Annotated in this window: 14 protein-coding genes; 2 read left to right on the top strand and 12 right to left on the bottom strand. The window is 67.0% G+C overall.

The features are described from left to right. Nucleotides 1-44: 44 nt before the first annotated feature. From JSV65_03925 to JSV65_03870, 12 genes are all read right to left on the bottom strand, one after another. Nucleotides 45-1,910 (bottom strand): DUF4445 domain-containing protein, encoded by a 1,866-nt coding sequence (locus JSV65_03925; protein ID UCH35508.1) that lies wholly within the window; start codon nucleotides 1,908-1,910, stop codon nucleotides 45-47. Nucleotides 1,911-2,105: 195 nt separating this feature from the next. Continuing rightward, nucleotides 2,106-2,477 carry a tetratricopeptide repeat protein gene (locus JSV65_03920; GenBank protein ID UCH35507.1) on the bottom strand — a complete coding sequence of 124 codons (372 nt, stop codon included), beginning with the start codon at nucleotides 2,475-2,477 and terminating at the stop codon, nucleotides 2,106-2,108. Between the two features lie 28 nt (nucleotides 2,478-2,505). Next, nucleotides 2,506-3,456: a methionyl-tRNA formyltransferase gene (locus JSV65_03915; protein ID UCH35506.1), complete on the bottom strand. Its 951-nt coding sequence runs from the start codon at nucleotides 3,454-3,456 to the stop codon at nucleotides 2,506-2,508. A 34-nt stretch (nucleotides 3,457-3,490) separates the two neighbouring features. Then, the gene (gene def / locus JSV65_03910) at nucleotides 3,491-4,084 is read right to left on the bottom strand and encodes a peptide deformylase (protein ID UCH36693.1); all 594 of its coding nucleotides are present in this window, start codon (nucleotides 4,082-4,084) and stop codon (nucleotides 3,491-3,493) included. A gap of 338 nt (nucleotides 4,085-4,422) precedes the next feature. Further along, entirely contained in the window at nucleotides 4,423-6,885 is a 2,463-nt protein-coding gene (priA, locus tag JSV65_03905; GenBank protein ID UCH35505.1) for a primosomal protein N', read from the bottom strand. 197 nt (nucleotides 6,886-7,082) lie between these two features. Further along, the gene (locus JSV65_03900) at nucleotides 7,083-8,225 is read right to left on the bottom strand and encodes a methionine adenosyltransferase (GenBank protein ID UCH35504.1); all 1,143 of its coding nucleotides are present in this window, start codon (nucleotides 8,223-8,225) and stop codon (nucleotides 7,083-7,085) included. Nucleotides 8,226-8,277: 52 nt separating this feature from the next. Beyond that, nucleotides 8,278-9,495 carry a bifunctional phosphopantothenoylcysteine decarboxylase/phosphopantothenate--cysteine ligase CoaBC gene (coaBC, locus tag JSV65_03895; GenBank protein ID UCH35503.1) on the bottom strand — a complete coding sequence of 406 codons (1,218 nt, stop codon included), beginning with the start codon at nucleotides 9,493-9,495 and terminating at the stop codon, nucleotides 8,278-8,280. 23 nt (nucleotides 9,496-9,518) lie between these two features. Beyond that, nucleotides 9,519-10,139: a guanylate kinase gene (gmk, locus tag JSV65_03890; GenBank protein UCH35502.1), complete on the bottom strand. Its 621-nt coding sequence runs from the start codon at nucleotides 10,137-10,139 to the stop codon at nucleotides 9,519-9,521. A 29-nt stretch (nucleotides 10,140-10,168) separates the two neighbouring features. Continuing rightward, nucleotides 10,169-10,408: a BON domain-containing protein gene (locus tag JSV65_03885; GenBank protein ID UCH35501.1), complete on the bottom strand. Its 240-nt coding sequence runs from the start codon at nucleotides 10,406-10,408 to the stop codon at nucleotides 10,169-10,171. A gap of 231 nt (nucleotides 10,409-10,639) precedes the next feature. Beyond that, complete coding sequence (locus JSV65_03880; GenBank protein UCH35500.1) at nucleotides 10,640-11,149, bottom strand: DUF1844 domain-containing protein; 510 nt, start codon at nucleotides 11,147-11,149, stop codon at nucleotides 10,640-10,642. 63 nt (nucleotides 11,150-11,212) lie between these two features. Continuing rightward, nucleotides 11,213-12,331, bottom strand: coding sequence for a rod shape-determining protein RodA (gene rodA, locus JSV65_03875; protein ID UCH35499.1), 1,119 nt, complete (start codon nucleotides 12,329-12,331; stop codon nucleotides 11,213-11,215). A gap of 126 nt (nucleotides 12,332-12,457) precedes the next feature. Continuing rightward, nucleotides 12,458-14,113 (bottom strand): FAD-dependent oxidoreductase, encoded by a 1,656-nt coding sequence (locus tag JSV65_03870; protein ID UCH35498.1) that lies wholly within the window; start codon nucleotides 14,111-14,113, stop codon nucleotides 12,458-12,460. 761 nt (nucleotides 14,114-14,874) lie between these two features. Here JSV65_03870 and JSV65_03865 point away from each other — a divergent pair. Beyond that, nucleotides 14,875-15,945: an acyltransferase gene (locus JSV65_03865; GenBank protein ID UCH35497.1), complete on the top strand. Its 1,071-nt coding sequence runs from the start codon at nucleotides 14,875-14,877 to the stop codon at nucleotides 15,943-15,945. Nucleotides 15,946-16,409: 464 nt separating this feature from the next. Further along, the coding region (locus JSV65_03860) for a hypothetical protein (GenBank protein ID UCH35496.1) at nucleotides 16,410-17,107 on the top strand (698 nt) is incomplete at its 3' end.

Genomic DNA, 17,107 nt, shown 5'->3' with positions numbered 1-17,107 from the left:
TCCTCTATGGACAGGCGAGTTGCTTTTCTCCACTGCCCGCGTCTTCACCTTCCAGCGGCTTCTGCTTTCCCCGGAACGCAGGCAGCGAGGATCATCGCGTCGGCGAACCGGAGCTGGAAATGCGGCTTCCGCGACAGCTCAACATACTCCACCCGCGCCGCCAATTCCTGCGCCCGGGCGCGCATCGAGTTCGAGGCGAGCGCCAGCTTGGCGCCGACCCCCGCGGCGTTGCCGATGGACCGGATGCGCTCCAGCGGCAGCGCCGGTATCAAGCCGACCGCGACCGCGCTTTCCCGTTTGACGTAGTTCCCGAACGCGCCGGCGAGCAGGATTTCCTCGACCTGCGACGCGTCCGCCCCCATTTCCTCGAGCAGGATGTCAACTCCTGCGTACAGCGCGCCCTTCGCAAGCTGGAGCTGCCGCACATCCCGCGCGGTGATCGTCAGCGGCTCGCCGTCCTGAGTCTCGTGCTCCCAGGCGAGTACGAATTCAGGCCGGTCTTCTTCTCCGCGCAGCCGACGCCCGATTTCGCCGGGCAATTCGGCGGCGCGTGACGGCGGCAGCATGCGTCCCGTCTCGTCCACGACGCCGGCACGGCGCAGCTCGGCGACGGCGTCAATCAGACCGGAGCCGCACATGCCGCGCACGCTGGCGCCGTTGATCGTGGTGAACGCAACGTCCTGCTGAACCGCGACGGAGTCAACCGCTCCCGACGTGGCGCGCATCCCGCGCGAGATCGTGGCGCCCTCGAAGGCGGGGCCGGCGGCGGTGGAGCAGGCGACAATCCTGCCGCCGCCCGCCACCACGACCTCGCCGTTGGTGCCGATATCTATGGCGACCCGCAGCTCCTCGGAGCGATCGAGTTCAGCGGCGAGGATGACGCCGACCGTGTCGGCGCCGACGAAGCCGGCGATGTTGGGCAGGACATAGCACCGGCCGGCAGGATTGACGGCGAGGCCGAGTTCGGCGGCGGTGAAGTGTTGGGCGGCGGTGACGGTCGCGACGTAGGGCAGCACCGCGAGGTTGTCCGGGGGCAGGCCGAGCAGCAGGTGGTGCATGCACGTGTTGCCGACGACCGTGACGTCGTAGATCTGGCCGGCGTCTATCCCGGCCGCCTCGCAGCATTCGGTGATGACGTCGTTCATGACGGCAAGGACGTCCCGGCGCAGAAGCTCCAGCCCCATGGTGTGATCGGAGGCGAACTGGATGCGGGTGACGACGTCCTCTCCGTGCGCGACCTGGGCGTTCGTATCTGAGCCGACCGCGACCTGACGGCCGGTCGCGAGGTCTATGAGATAACCCACTACCGTCGTCGTGCCGACATCAAAGGCGATGCCATAGATCGAGCCCGTCGTGTCCCCGGGTTCGACCGCGATCAGGTCGTCGCCCGCGACCACCGCCGTGACGCGCCAGTCGGCGGCCCGCAGGGCGGCGCCGATTTCGCGCAGCAGAGGCAGGGCGCAGCGCACCTGCGGCCGGCCCGCGGCGTGCAACAGGCGCTCCAGGTCGCCACGCTGATCGTCGAGCGAGGGGGTCGGCGGTTCCGCTGCGCGCTTGGCGACAGCCGGGTCGAGGACCAACTCGCGCTCGACGCCCTCGATGAGGATGCTCTGTTCGAGCAATCTCGACTGCGGCGGGATGTAGACGGCAACATCGCCTTGCGGCCGGCAGCGGCATGCGAGGCGAAAGCCGACACCGAGCAGATCGTCGCCGAGCGCCTGGATCTCCTCCGCGGTCGCCGCCGGAACCGCGCCCCGCACCTTGACGCGGCACTTGCCGCAGCGCCCTTCGCCGCCGCAGGGGCTCTCAATCGCGATGCCGGCTTGTCGCGCCGCCTCCGCGATCGAGGTCCCGTCAGCGACGCGGACCTTGCGTTTGTCGGGCAGGAACTCTATGCGGATCTCCGACATTTGCGAATCGATTCCTCTACGGGACAGGCCGGCAGCCCGACGGACGCGGGAGGCGAATGCAGACCTCCGAGCTCAGACCGCCGCCGACGATCATGACTGCTATCAGCCGGCCGAACGCGCCAGAAAACGAGCCGCCGGCAGAGGCAGGAACGCCTCTGCCGGAGAAGTCGCTGCGTCTTCGGCCGGGCGCCGGATCTACGGACTGTCCAGTGACGCGATAAGTGACAGCTGTTTCTTGGCCTCGGGGTGATCCGGCTGCAACTCGAGAATCCTCGTGAAGTGCTCGCGCGCCTCGTCGTAGATCCCGAGCATACAGCAGGTCTTGGCCAGGTAGAGGAGCGCGTCCACGGACTCGGGCGCCGTCTCGACGGCGCGTCTGAGTTCGGCGAGAGACTCGTCGAACATGCCGACGAAACCGTACACCAAGCCGAGGCCGAGGCGGGCATCGAGATGATCCGGCTGGCGCTCCAACACGTACCTGAACTCGGCCATCGCCTCGTCGTACTCGCCGACGTTCCGGTGCGCCGTGCCCTGCTGGTAGTGCTGATCCAGCTCTTCCGCGCTCATCGCTAAGGTCGCCGCCTGCGTCCGTGGGTCACTGGCGCGGGCTGCCTCCGAGAACTGCGCCGGCCTCGGGCTTGTAGCCGCGCATGTATTCCGCGCCCGACATCGGGCGCGCGCCTTCGGGCTGCACCTGCATGAGCAGCACCGTTCCGCTGCCGGCCCTGACGAGCAGCCCGTCGGTGCGAGTTTCAACTATCTGACCGGGAGTTCCTGCCTCGGGGGGGGCTTTTTCCGCCACGCGCGCGCGCAGGATCTTGAGCCTTTTCCCGCGGTCGAACGTGTAGGCACCAGGAGTCGGATTCGTGCCGCGTACCAGGTTACAGATCTCGGTCGCGCTCAGGCGCCAATCCACCTGCGCCCGAGCCCGGGTGAGGGCTGGGGCATAGGTCGCCTGTGCATCGTCTTGCCCGATGCGCGGAGCGACGCCCTGGGCGATCAGCCCCAGGGTTTCGACGAGCACGGCGGCTCCGAGGTCGGCAAGCTTGCGCTCCAGCGACTCCACGTTGTCCTCGGGCGCGACGGGCAGGGCGCGCTGGAGTATCATGTCACCAGCATCCATGCGTTCGTCCATCCAGATGGTGGTGATGCCGGCCTCGGCGTCACCGTTGATCAGCGCGTGATGAATGGGTGCGGCCCCGCGGTAGCGCGGCAGCAGCGACGCGTGGACGTTGACGCAACCGCCCTGTGGGGCAGCGAGCAAGCTGGGGCCGAAGATGTGTCCGTAAGCGGCCACCGCGAAGAGATCAGCGTCCGACTCCTCGACGAGGCGTACGAACTCGACGGAATTCGGGTCGTCGGGCGCGTGGACGGTGAGGCCGAGTTCGCCCGCGAGGGTCTTGACAGCCGACGCGCGTAGCCGTCTGCCCCGGCCTGCGGGACGATCCGGCTGCGTGACGACGGCGATGATGTCGTGAGTGGACTCTCGCACGGCGCGCAGAATGACGGCGGAGAAGTCGGTGGTACCGAAGAAGACGATCCGCATTGCGATTTGCCCTCTCGCGGCAGCGCGGCCCGGATCAGCCGTCCGCCCGGTGCCGCGAGGCCACGCGCGCCTCGAATACCTTCAGAGCGTCCGCGAGGGTGGTGGGCACCCGTTGGGCCTCCTCATCCTGTCCGCCCTTGCCGATCAGCCAGTGCAGCGTTTCCGGGTTCACGCGATCGACAAAGAGAACGCCCTCGAGGTGGTCTATCTCGTGCTGGATGACCCGCGCCAGCATATCCTCCGCCTCAATCCTGATCGGGCGACCTCGTACATCGCGGCCCCTGACGACAACGCGAGCAGCGCGCGACACATCACCGAACAGGCGGGGCAGACTCAGGCACCCCTCGAGGCTCTCTTCGGCGCCCTCGCTGTCCTGGAGGCGCGGGTTGATGACTGCCGCCGGGCCGTCGCCGACATCGTAGACGATGACACGCAGGCGCGAGCCGATCTGGGGGGCTGCCAACCCCAACCCACCGGCCCGCTCGAGGCATGTGGTCATGCGCTCGATCGCCGCCTCGACCTCAGCGTCGACCTTTTGCACCGGCTCTGCTTTGCCGCGGAGCACGGGATGCCCGTAGCATAGTATCTCATCCGCAGGGTTCACGTCACACGATTCCTCAACACTTATAGAGTCTCGTGTATTACCGCAGCGCGGGTAATACACGTAGACTCTTCTGGACGAGGTTCGTTTGGGAGGCGCCCCGCCGTCTCTTGCGTCCTTCCCGAATACACGGACCTCGATAGGCACTCGGTCGTGATCTGCCGGGCTCGCGTGCTCCCACAACGCCCACAGACCCGCGCATCATGTTCGCCAGTTCCACTCCGAGACAATATCGGCCACTTCTCCCATGGCCGATGCTGCGTATAGTATAGTGTACCAGAGCCGGCGTGCGGAGTCTATGACACAGGTGACAGAGGCACACATCAACAGGCGGTAGGCGGACGAGCTCGCCGACGCTCCCGCCGTCACATCAGCGAGACGGGATCCATATCCACGACGAGGGTAATCCCTCGTGCGGGAGGTGCCTGCTCCATGCCGGACTGCAGGGCGCGTCGGATGTGCTCGGGCTGCGGCGCCTTGAGCAGCATGTGCCAGCGACTGCGGCCGCGCAATTTCGCGAGAGGGGCGGACGCGGGTCCCATCACGGCGACGCCTTCGACGCCCGCCTCGCGGCAGGCCGACGCCAGGGCCTCGACGCAAGCGCGCGCCTGCGCTTCCTCAGGGGCGCCGGCCACGACATTGCATAGATGGCCGAACGGCGGGTAGCCTTGCTCGCGGCGCGCTTCGAGTTCCTGGGCGAAGAACGCCTCGTAATCCTGCGCCTGTGAGGCGGCGACGGCATAGTGCTCCGGGGCGTAGGTCTGGATGACGACCCGGCCGGGCCGGTCTCCGCGGCCACAGCGGCCGCTGACCTGGGCGAGGAGCTGGAAGGTTCGCTCGCCGGCGCGGAAATCCGGGAGGTTGAGAGCGACGTCGGCGCACAGCACACCGACCAGGGTGACGCCGGGGAAGTGGAATCCCTTGGTGACCATCTGCGTGCCGACGAGAACGTCGGCGTCCGCGCGGCGGAAATCCTCGACGATCCGCACGTGAGCGCCCTTGCGGCCGGTGGTGTCGCGGTCCATGCGCGTGGGGCGCGCCTGGGGGAGCAGCCGGTCCAGTTCCTCCGCCACCCGCTCGGTGCCGTAGCCTGAGAGCTGCACGTTGCCGCCGCCGCACTGACCGCACTGAGTCGGCGCCGCATCGCTCAACCCACAGTGGTGGCATTCGACGGTCCGTCCGGCGCGATGGTAGACGAGCGCGACGTTGCAGTGCTGGCAGCGCAGCACCTCGCCGCATTCCGGGCACAGTACCGCTGTTGCGTAGCCGCGGCGATTAAGGAAGAGGATGATTTGCTCACCCGCATCGAGCGCCTGTTTCATGAGGTACACGAGCCGGGGAGTGAAGACGGACTGGTGCGTGGCGGCGACGCTCCGCGTCGTCGAGTAGCGGCGGCGGGCCCCGCGCAAGTCAACGGTTTCGATGGCCGGCGGCGGGCGATCACCGATCCTCCCGGACAGGTGCAGGAGAGTATATTCGCCTCGCTGAGCGCGGTGAAAGGATTCGATGCTCGGCGTGGCGCCGGCGAGAAGCACCGCGGCATGCTCCAGCCGGCCGCGCTCTATCGCCGTCTCGCGAGCGTGGTAGCGGGGCGGCGAGTCTTGCTTGTACGACGGGTCGTGCTCCTCATCGAGGACGATCAGCCCCGGGTCCGGGCACGGCGCGAAAAGCGCCGAGCGGGCGCCGATAACGACCTGCGCCTCGGCGTGGTAGATGCGGCGCCACTCGTCGGAGCGCTCGCCCGGGCCGAGGGCGCTGTGAAGCACCGCGACGCGGTCGCCGAACCGACCGCGGAAGATACCGACGGCCTGCGCGGTAAGCGAGATCTCCGGCATGAGGATGATTGCCTGCCGCCCCAACGCAAGTACGCGCTCCGCGGCCTGCAGGAAGACCTCTGTCTTGCCGCTCGCGGTGATGCCGTAGAGGAGGAACGTTTCGGAGTGACGGGACTCGATGGCCTCGCCCAGCGCCGCGACTGCGTCGGCTTGCTCCGGGGTGAGCACGGGAGGCGGCTCCGCGACCGGTTTCGCATCCCCCCACGGCACGCGGCGGGGTGAGGTCCGGGACAGACGCACGAGGCCCTTGGCGGCGACTGCACGCACGACGTCAGTCGTCGTCTGTGCCCGTTTTGCCAGCCGCCCGATTTCGACGCCACCGCCCTCGGAGAGCAGCGCCTCCAGCACCGCCGCTTGCTTCGGCGCGCGCCGCCGCAGCGTGTCCGCCGCATGCCGGACCTCGCCCGCCGGCTGCACCAACTGAGCCATGGTCGCCACGGCCGAGCGCCCCGCCACTACCCGCCCTTCAGTTTCGAGCACGCCCGCGGCCCGCAGCAGGCGCACGGCCCCAGCACCGGCCTCCTTCTCCAACCGGCGCAGCGCCACCCACCCGCCCTTGCCGAGAATGCTCACCGCCGTCGCGCATTCCGCTGATTCGCGACACAGGCGCCGCGTTTCCTCGGAATCCGGGGGAACGGCCAGCCGGGCCCGGCGCGACAGCCGCGGGCTCCCCGGGGGCAGCACGGGTTGAAGCGCCTCCCCCATCGGGCACATGTAGTATTCACTCATCCAACGCGCGAGTTCGATGAGCGGGGCCGGCAGGGCCGGCGCCTGTCGCAGGATTTCCTGGATCGGCTTGAGATCGAGCGGCGGCGGCTCGGTGTGCACGCGGATGACGAAGCCGGGCACGGCGCGCGCGCCCAGAGGCACGACTACCTGACAGCCCACGGCAACGCGAGATGCCAGCTCATCGGGGACACGGTACGTGAAGACCTGGTCGAAGGGCCTTCCCGGATTGGGAAGCACGTCGGCGCAGTACATGGTAGCGTGCATCGGTCATATCCGGCGCAGTTCGGCGCTGCCCGGGTGTCGCGTTCTTCTGTTCGATGCGCGGGATCGTCCGTGACGCTTGTGCGCCCGCCGGACTCGCGCGCCTCCGCCGGAAACGGGCAGACCTCGGGCGCAGCCGTCGGGCGCGCCATGCGCAGGGCGCTGAACCGCGCGGCGCGGGAGCGCGCCGCCGACCGTGCTTACGCGGCCGCAGCGCGGAGTGCCTCGGCCATGTCGGTGCGCTCCCACGCCACGTCGAGGTCGGTGCGGCCGAAGTGCCCGTAGGCCGCGACTTGCGTGTACAGAGGCTTGCGCAGGTCGAGCTTCTCTATCATGCCCGCGGGCGTGAGGTCGAAATGCTCCCGGATGAGGCGGATGATGATCTCGTCGTCCACGTTGCCGGTGCCAAACGTATCCACCGCAAGCGCGAGCGGCGAGGGCTCACCGATGGAATAGGCCACCTGCACCTCAATCTTGTCAGCCAGGCCCGCCGCGACGAGGTTCTTGGCGATGTAGCGCATCATGTATGCCGCCGAGCGGTCCACCTTCGTCGCGTCCTTGCCGGAGAAGCAGCCGCCGCCGTGGCGCGCCATGCCGCCGTAGGTGTCAACGATGATCTTGCGCCCGGTGAGGCCGGTGTCAGCCTGCGGGCCGCCTTTCTCGAACCGGCCCGTCGGGTTGACGAGGATGCTCGTATTATCGTCGAGGTAGTCCGCGGGCACGACGGGGCGGATGACGTGCTCGACGACGTCGCGCCTGATGGTGTCCAACGTCACGTCCGCGCGGTGATGCGCCGACACGACGATCTTGTCCAGACGATGGGGCTTGCCGTCCACGTACTCGACGGTGACCTGGGTCTTGCCGTCCGGGCGCAGGTAATCCACGACCTGCTCCTTGCGGATGGCGGCGAGGCGGCGCGCGAGCTTGTGCGCAACCATGATCGGCATCGGCATCAGTTCGGGAGTCTCGTTGCACGCGTAGCCGAACATCATGCCCTGGTCGCCGGCGCCTCCGATGTTGACGCCCTTGGCGATGTCGGGCGACTGCGGCTGGATAGATGAGACCACGCCCGCGGTCTCGAAATCGAATCCGTACTTCGCTCGCGTGTAGCCGATGTTTTCGACGGTTTGACGGACGATCTGCGGAATCTCGACGTAGCAGTCCGTGGTTATCTCTCCCGCGACCATGACGAGGCCGGTGGTGACCAGGGTTTCGCACGCAACGCGCCCGAGCGAATCCTGTGCCAGGATCGCGTCGAGCACCGCGTCCGAGATTTGGTCGGCCATCTTATCCGGGTGACCTTCAGTAACGCTCTCCGAAGTAAACACGTACCTGCTGGACATGCACCCTCCTATTGATGATTCGAGTAGTCGCACAACCCGAGCGGCGCGGCGCTCAGCCGCCCCGGCGCGCAGCGGCGAGTTGTGCCACAACGTCCATCACCCGGTGGGCCAGTTCGAGCTTGCTCATCAGCGGAAGCTGCTCCACCTGCCCGTCGGGGAAGACGAGTGTTGCGATGTTGGTGTCCACGGCGAAGCCGGCGCCTTCAGCCGTGACGTCGTTGGCGACGATGAGGTCGAGGCGCTTCTGCTTCAGCTTTTGCTTGGCGCGCGTGATGAGGCTCGCGGTCTCCGCGGTGAAGCCGACCAGAATGCAGTCCTGCGTGGTTTGAGAGACCTGGGCGAGGACGTCGGGCGTGCGCTCCAGATCCAGTGTGATCTGCGGCGCGGATTTCCTGATCTTGTCCTTGACCGGGTTCTGCGGCGCGTAGTCCGACGGCGCGGCAGCGCCGATGACCACGTCCGCGCCCTCGACGCGCTCCTCGACGGCGGCCAGCATCTCCTTGGTCGTCTGCACGTGCACGACCTGTATTCCGGAGGGATCAGGCAACGTCGTCGGGCCGGTGACCACGGTCACCTCAGCGCCGCGGCGCGCCGCGGCTTCCGCCAGGGCGTAGCCCATCTTCCCGGTCGAGGGGTTGGAGATGAACCGCACGGCGTCTATCGGCTCGCGCGTCGGGCCGGAGGTAATCAGGACCGACAGGCCTTCCAGGTCGCGGGCCGCGCTCAGCACGCGTTCGACTTCTGCGACGATCGCCGCCGGATCGGGCAGGCGCCCTTTGCCCTCGTAGCCGCACGCGAGGCGCCCCTCGTCGCACTCGAGCACGCGGTAGCCGAGGCCGCGCAGGTGGGCGATGTTCGCCTGCACCTGCCTATGCTCGAGCATGTGGACGTTCATCGCGGGCGCCACGATCAGCGGCGCGCGGGTCGCGAGCGCGATGCACGTCAGTATGTCATCGGCGATTCCGGCCGCGAGCTTGCCGATGATGTTCGCCGTGGCCGGGGCGATGAGCACGGCGTCGGCGCGATCCGCCAGGGACACGTGGTAAACCTCCCAGTGCTGGGGCGCGGCGAACATATCCACGACCACCTGGTTGCCGCTGAGGGTGGAGAACGTGAGCGGAGCCGCGAAATGGGTCGCGGCCGCGGTCATCACCACATGCACCTCGGCACCCGCCTGACGCAGGCGGCTGACGATATCGGCGGCCTTGCAGGCGGCGATGCTGCCGGTGACGCCGACCACTATGCATTTGCCGCGCAAAGCGTTGTCCATTTGTCGCTCAGCCTGTCGTCGGCTCACGGCTTCGCCCGCGCCTGCTCGCGCAGACGGTTGAGATCGACGCGAGAAGGACGTGCCTGCTCCGCCCTGACAATGGCGCACAGCAGGTCCACCGCGTCGTCCAGGCGATCGTTGATGATGACGTAGTCGTATTCCCCGGCGCACTCGATCTCGCGACGCGCGACCTCCAGGCGCCGGGCCAGGCCGCCCTCAGTCTCGCTCTGGCGCCCAGCGAGGCGCTTCGCCAGCGCGTCCCAGCTCGGCGGCGCAACGAACACGAGCACCGCATCGGAGTATGCGGCCCGGATGCTGCGTCCGCCGACGACATCAATCTCGAACAGCGCCCAGTTGCCGGCGGCCAGAATCCGGTCCACCTCGGCGCGCGGCGTGCCGTAGGAGTCGTCGAGGTAGGTCGTCCATTCAACCAACTCGCCGCCCTCCGCCATGCGCCGGAACTCATCCCCGGAGCGGAAGAAGTAGTGCTTGCCCTCGACTTCACCGGCGCGCGGCGCGCGGGTCGTCGCCGATACCGACCGCTGCAGACGCGGGAACCGTTTCATGGCGGCATCGGCAATGGCGCCTTTGCCCACGCCGGAGGGACCCGATATCACGATAACGAAGCCGCTGTCGGTGTTCAAACCCGACGTTTCCTTCTCACGGTGCAGCGTCACAACGGGATCTTGAGGTTGTTCACGACGTCGCGCACAGCCTTCAACTTGCGCACGATTTCCTCTATGATCTCGCGCTCGCGGCGCAAATCAATGTTGGTGCCGCGTATTGCGCGCAACTCCCCTTCGAGGTACACGACGTAGTTGTAGACCTGCACCTGGATCAGCTCGTTCTCAATGTCGCGCTTGACCAGTTCTTTTTGGATGTCTCGGCGCAGCCGAGTGTCGGCGAGTGTCATCTACCAACGCCTTCGTGCGTAAACGATGGGGCGCGCCGCCCCGGCGCGAGCCACTGCCACACGGTGGTCACGGGGGACCTCGACACTTGCTCTCCGCAGGAGACCCCCGCGACTGCATCGCCCGCGCGCCGCGCCCGCCGTTGCACTGTTAGGATTATAGGTGCCGCGTGTGCGCGTGTCAAGGAAACCCGCACTGGCGCGGCGCGGGCCATTCCTGACCGCCCCGCGCGCCTACTCCGTGCGCGAGGACTGGCGGACGAAGTTCATCTGCAGATCGTTGAGGACGGCATGCAGTTGGTGGCCCTCGGCTTCCGGGACCGTCGCCTCCACCTGCTTCAGCAGCGCCTCGACGCAGTCGATGGCGATCCGCGCCTGAGCCAGGTCGCGCTCGATCTTCTTCGTCACCTGGTCCGGCACTAGGCCCATCCGCTGCCACGCGAAATCCCTGAGCAGCGAGACGCAGAACTGGACGAGGCCGTGCGCGTCAATCGGCTCGAACGGGGGGGCTTCTTCCGCCGCGGCCTCCTCGGCGGTCGGCGCAGCGGCGTCCTGCGGCGGCTGCTCGGCCCGAGGTGTTTCGGCGGCCTCCTTCTCCGGCTCGGCCGCCTTCGTCTCGCGAGCCTTCTCAGCCTCGCCGGCGGGCTCCGCCGATGACTCCTCGTCCTTGCCCGCCTGGCGCTTGTCAACGATTCGGAAGCCCGGGTCGAGCTGGCCTTCATTCTCGTCCGTGTGATCGGTCATAGCACCACCTCCGCAGTCGTGCGCGCGACCGTGCCCGCGACCAGCGGCACCGACGCCGCGCCGTCAGAATCGTATCCGCTGTCGGCGCATGCCGACGTTGAGCAGCAGACCTACCGCCATCATGCTGGCCACCAGGCTGCTGCCGCCGTAACTCATGAACGGCAGAGGGAGGCCGGTGATCGGCATGACATTCATCGTCATGCCAACATTGACCAGTATCTGGGTGGCGAACATGACGGCGACGCCGCCGGCAAGCAGCATCCCGAAGGTATCGTCGGCGCGATCCATGATCCACAGCGCGCGCCACAACAGCACGAGATACAGGGCGAGCAGGCCGATGGCGCCGACGAACCCGAGTTCCTCGCCGACGACGGTGAAAATGAAGTCGGTGTGCTGCGCGGGGATGAAGTGGAGCTGGCTCTGGGTGCCGTCGAGGTATCCCTTGCCCCAGACCTGCCCGGAGCCGACAGCGATCTTGGACTGGATGATGTGGTATCCGCTGCCGAGCGGATCCACGCCGGGATCGAGGAAGATAGCGAGGCGCGCCTTCTGGTACGGTCTCAGCAGGTCAAACTGCCAGGCCCCGGCAAACAGCACAAGCATCGCGACCCCGACCAGCGCCAGATGCAGCTTGCGCGCGCCGGCGAGGAACAGCATGACGAACCACAGCGCGACGAGCACGAGGGCAGTGCCGAGGTCGGGTTGAAACGCGATGAGCAGTGCAGGCAGCGCCACGTGCAACAACGCCATAGACTCGGTGCGAACGCGCGTCACCTTCCCCGCGTACCGCTGCAGGAACGCGGCGAGGGTGATGATGAGGGCGATTTTCGCGAACTCCGACGGCTGGAGGCGAAAGGCGCCGATGCTGATCCAGCGCGCGGCGCCGCCAGCGCTGTTGCCCCACAGCACCACCGCGCCGAGCCCGACCAAGATGCTGACGTAGATCAAGCGGTGCAGGCGCGCGAACCACTGATACTCCACATAGGCGAATACCGCCGCCGCAATCAGTCCGCCTCCGAGCCACAAGCTCTGGCGCTTGACGAAGAACAAGGGATCGCCGCCAGTGGCGGCGCGATTGGTGAAGCTGGCGCTGTAGATCATCGCAAGCCCGTAGAGGGCGAGCGCCAAAGCCGCACCCAGAAGAGGCCAATCCAGGTTCCTGAGCAGCCGTCGCTCGAACATGGCTTTGTGTGAGTTCGACGGTTGCGGCGCGGTTTCCTGTGATCTCAACGGTCGAACGGCCGCCGGACCGGCGCCTACCGCCGGGCCGGGGCCGACGGCTGACGTGCGCCAGCGATTCGGTGTGCGTCACCGCTTGGTCGCGAAGGCCGCAGGGGGATAAATGGACGCGTTCTGCCGGAGCAGGAGCGTGCGCACGACGCCGGGATCGAGCTCGCGCGGTTCGACGCCGAGCTTGAGGCTTGCGGCAGCAGCGACACCGGCGGCTTGGCCGATGCGCATGCGCGTCGGCTGCAATCGTATCGCGCTCTGGGCGAGGAACGTGCTGCCGATCGCCATATCACCGATAACCAGCCCGTCCACGCTGCGCGGCACGAGCGAACGATAGGGTATCGAGAAGAAGCGCTGCGCGACCTTAGGCCGGTTCGGCCAGTCGCCGTGGGTGTCGATGGGGTAGTCGCCGAGCGCCACGATGTCGTCGAAGACCGTGGGCGGCGGCTCGCTCGCCTGAGGGTACTCACAGCGCGGGACGATGTCGTGGGCGTTGAGGATGTACTCGCAGCGAATGCGCCGGCCGGTGCGATGATAGGGCGAGAACGGCAGGCGATCGGGAGTGCCAAAATCACGGGCGAGGGCCCAGTTGCGGGTGTCGCGAGCGTAATTGCGGTCGGTCTTGAGGTAGTACCAGAAGCCGAGCGCCAGGTTCTTCGCCTCTCGCTCAATGCGCTGTCGCTCGGCGGGGGGAGCGCAGCAATAGCCGCGAACCTCGAGATCGTTGCCGTAATCCGGCCAGTTGATCATCACGTGTTTCCTGGGGAGCAAGCCGTACTGGTAGAGCGACGGATGGGCCGAGTCGTCGGGAGTGTACCACTGGACGCCCGGGCCGTAGCGGTCGGGGTCGTAGCCGGGCGGGCGCTGGGGCGGAGCGACGCGCCTGCCGGTATCCCTGACGATCAGGACGTAGGTGATGCAGTTCTCACGATTATCGGGTTCCCGGGGCGCCCACACTTCGCCGGTTTCGGCGCGGCATTCGCGTCCGCTGCTGCAACGACAGCCGCACGAGACAGCCACATCGCCGTTCCAGGTGGCGTCAACGACGCGGGGGGCACGAAGTTCCAGAGCGCGCTTGCCGGATTGGAATCTGGCCCCGATGATTTCCCGGTCGCGCATGATGGGCTCGAGGAAGCGCGTCCCGACCCGCACGTCGACTTTTGCCTCGCTCAGCATATCCGCCAGGATCCGCGCGCCGTCCCAGGGCAGAAAGGGCCAGGAGCTGAGCCGGTTGGACACCAGGTCGTCCCTGTAGCAGCGCCACACACGGCGCTGAAACTCGCCGACAATGCCCTTGGTGTCCGGGGGTACGTGACGTCCGACCTCATCGGGCACGCTGACTCCCTCAACCGTCCATACGCCGCCGACCCACGGGTGTTCATCCGTGAGCGTCACGCGTGCCCCCAGCCGGGCAGCCGCTATCGCGGCGGCAATTCCGCCCGGGTTCCCACCGATGACCAGAACATCTATGTCCTGTCTCCGCCTAGCCGGTTCGGTCCAGGCGAACACCGGGGGAGTCCACGTGTCGTAGAGGTCCTGCCAGACCGCGAATTGCTCCGCGGACTTCCGCGCCTTTCCGACCTTGAGTATCCAAGCCCGGCGAAAGAAGTCTGCCTCGTCCTGTACCCGGAGCAGTTGCTCGCGCATGGACAACATGTTCCATGCCAGGGCGCCTACGGTGAGGCACAACAGCCCCATCGCAGACCACAGCGCGCTGCGACGTACGCCAGCCATCTGGCCCCCCTTTGCGCCATCATGCAATCGCAGCTCGACCGCAATCCTATCTCTACATCAAGGAGCGGCAGGTGTGTGGTTCAGGTGATGCCGATTCTCTCCCCTCGATTCGTCATTCACAGCATCCGGGCGCGGAGTCCGGGAGGCCCTCCGCGCTGCGGCAGCGGAACCGGCTGGTCGGCGCCTCGGGCGCGCCGCCGGCGGGCTCCCCACTCTTCTGATACCTTTCCAACCGCGCAGTCAAACGGAGGCTACCCCACAATCGAGCCAGGAATTAAGCCCTGCTTGATCGTGCATCCGCCTCTCTTCGCTGCGCGTGATAGCCTCGGCCAGCCACACCTCGATTAGCCCGTTGAGTGCTCAGATTCGTAGCACGAACAGCACGCGGAGTCAAAGGCTGACGAGCTACAACTCAACCAGCGTAAGCACAGCTTAAACCGGAATAGTGACGCACCCAGGGGTCGTAAGATGCATGCCTGGCTAATCCTCTGCACGACATTGGAGCGACGCGCCATTTCAGACACCAAAACCGCCGCTCCTGACGTGTCGACGCGAGGCGCAGGCAACCGGAGCGCCGACACCTTGCACGGCGCCCCCGGTGGCGCGGAGCGATCGCTTCCGCCGGCTTTGTGGTACAATTCCCGTTGGTCTTGTTGGAGCCGAACGATACGAGAATTGAATGTTGGTAGATTTCGCCCAGGCAAGGCACCGTCCGGAAGGACGCGTCGCCGCGAGTGCGGCGCAGTGCGGCTGAGAGAGACTTGCGACGCATTCTCGACAACCTGGTGCCGCCCTCGTCTGGCATACGATTTCCTGCGCTCGATGGCTTGCGCGGGCTTGCCGCTCTCGCGGTCGCCATCGGTCACGCTCCGCTGATCGGCGATCGCCACACGGCGCTCGGCATCTGGGGCCGCCCGGCGGTCATGGTGTTCTACGCCCTGTCCGGCTTCCTGCTCTACTACCCCTGGGCAAAGGCCTGCCGAGTTGACGGCATCGGCCGCTACTATTGGCGGCGCGTCTGGAGAATCTACCCCGCATACATCGTCGCCCTGGCCGCTGGCGGCGTTATCGCCGTCACGCTCCACCGGCCGATCCTTCCCGGCGACATCGCTTCCCATTTGACGTTTACGCATTCCTGGTTCGCTGCGTACTCCCGATCCCTCATTGGCCCGGCATGGTCGCTGCCAGCCGAGATGCAGTTCTATGCCATCCTGCCGCTGTTGGGCGTCCTGTTCATCCGTCGGCCCTTCGCCCTCGCCCTCGCCGCGGTCGGCCTCGGCATTCTCCAGACTTTTCCGCCCGACGCGTTCACGGCGCCCGGTTCCCGTTTCCTTGCCAACTGGCCCTACCTGGCCTTTCCCTTTTTCCTCGGCATGATCGCGGGCCAACTGGCCGCCTCGCAGCCGCCGCGCTGGCTCGGCTGGTGCGCCCCGCTCGGTGCAGTCGGCGTCCTCGCTTATGAACTGACGCGGTACGGCGTGGACTATCGCATCGGCATTCTCAACGGCCCTATCGCCACCGCCCTGCCGTCACTCGCGGCAGGTCTGGTTGTCATTGGCGTCACGGCGGCGCCGGCAAGCGTCTGGGGGCGCGCCCTATCACGGCCACCGGTTCGCGCCCTGGGCATCTGCGGCTACGGTCTCTTCCTCTTCCACTGGCCGCTGTTCCAAGCGCTCAAGGCGGCCGTCTCCCCCGTAACCGGCCTGCTGATCGGCCTGCCTGCCGCGCTCGCCCTTGCCGTGATGTCGTACCTCTACGTCGAAGCCCCCGCGATGCGGCGGAGCCGCCGCCGGGCGCACCCGGCGGCGTCGCGGGACGGCCCGGCCGGCTAGGCCGCCGCGAGAACGCCTGCCCCCCCTCCCGAAGGCCCATCCCACGTTGGGCGCGGCGGTGTGCCCTCGGCGGGCAAGCACTGTCCGGCCGCATGGCCATAGGATCCGAGGGCGCGAATCCGCCCGTTACTTGTCTCCACCACGGGCAGGAATCCACGGGTACAGTTCCGAATACGGCCCCCATTGTGGTTGACATCCTGTACGGCGACCGGCTATACTGTCGCCGCTGGTGTTGCTGCATTTGCCGCGGGGCCCGTATGCCTGATGGGCGAGCACACATCCCGTTCGCGCCCGTGCATAGGATGCGGCGAGAGGAGGTGATCGCCTAAGCATTTCCCTTTGCCACGCTTTCTTCCCACTGATTGCGGAGCGTCGTCTACGCGCATTTCTCGCGTCGGCGTAGTCGGCGAAGGAGTGTTACAAAAGGAGGCCAAGCAGTAATCATGAAAGCCATACCACATGGCATGGCGAAGGCCGGTGCGGCGCTGCTGGTGGCCGTGCTGGCGATGGGACTGATGACCTGCGCGTCGGCGGCATCGGACCCCCGGATAGTTGACCCGTCGGTGGTTGACACGGACGGCGACAAGATCAGCGACTTTCTCGCGGAGAAGGTTGCCGATGAGTCCATGGCGACCATGCAGGCCGAAGGCGCCACCCTGGCCGACCTTATAGTGTCCCTTGACCACGCGCCCACGGCCGCGGATGTCGGCGCGGTCCAGAGTTTGGGCGGTAGCGTACCCGACACATGGAAGGACCTGGTCTACGCGATCCACGTCCTGCTGCCGGTCGACCAGGGCAAGGTGTCGGCACGCCTAGAGGAACTTAAGGCGGCGGTGACCGGGCTGGTAGTCATTGAGGAGAACGCGCGCTCCGAGTCGCACCTCTACATGAGCACGCAGCAGACCGGCGCGCGGTACATCTGGACTAGTTACGGCGTCGACGGCGATTCGACCACGTCCATCGCGATCATGGACACCGGCGTGACCATCCAGCATGCGGACATCCCGGGGCCATTCCCCGGTAAGGTCGCGGCCTGGAACGACCAGATCGGCGCCACGCCCACTCCCGCCGACTTCGCCGAGCACGGCACCCACGTGGCGGGCATTGCGGCGGGCCTCGGCTCCGCGGCGGGCCTGTCGGCGCCGGGCAGCACCGGCTGGGT

It is taken from the genome of Armatimonadota bacterium (assembly GCA_020354555.1).
Classification (GTDB): Bacteria; Armatimonadota; Hebobacteria.
Note: the sequence above shows the minus strand (reverse complement) of the source record. Positions and strands in the feature narration are given on the sequence as shown.

Excerpts from the sequence above, each read along its gene's own strand:
- JSV65_03925 (UCH35508.1), bottom strand. The coding sequence starts at position 1,910 with ATGTCGGAGATCCGCATAGAGTTCCTGCCCGACAAACGCAAGGTCCGC.
- JSV65_03920 (UCH35507.1), bottom strand. The coding sequence starts at position 2,477 with ATGAGCGCGGAAGAGCTGGATCAGCACTACCAGCAGGGCACGGCGCAC.
- JSV65_03915 (UCH35506.1), bottom strand. The coding sequence starts at position 3,456 with ATGCGGATCGTCTTCTTCGGTACCACCGACTTCTCCGCCGTCATTCTG.
- priA (UCH35505.1), bottom strand. The coding sequence starts at position 6,885 with ATGCACGCTACCATGTACTGCGCCGACGTGCTTCCCAATCCGGGAAGG.
- JSV65_03900 (UCH35504.1), bottom strand. The coding sequence starts at position 8,225 with ATGTCCAGCAGGTACGTGTTTACTTCGGAGAGCGTTACTGAAGGTCAC.
- coaBC (UCH35503.1), bottom strand. The coding sequence starts at position 9,495 with ATGGACAACGCTTTGCGCGGCAAATGCATAGTGGTCGGCGTCACCGGC.
- JSV65_03885 (UCH35501.1), bottom strand. The coding sequence starts at position 10,408 with ATGACACTCGCCGACACTCGGCTGCGCCGAGACATCCAAAAAGAACTG.
- JSV65_03880 (UCH35500.1), bottom strand. The coding sequence starts at position 11,149 with ATGACCGATCACACGGACGAGAATGAAGGCCAGCTCGACCCGGGCTTC.
- rodA (UCH35499.1), bottom strand. The coding sequence starts at position 12,331 with ATGTTCGAGCGACGGCTGCTCAGGAACCTGGATTGGCCTCTTCTGGGT.
- JSV65_03870 (UCH35498.1), bottom strand. The coding sequence starts at position 14,113 with ATGGCTGGCGTACGTCGCAGCGCGCTGTGGTCTGCGATGGGGCTGTTG.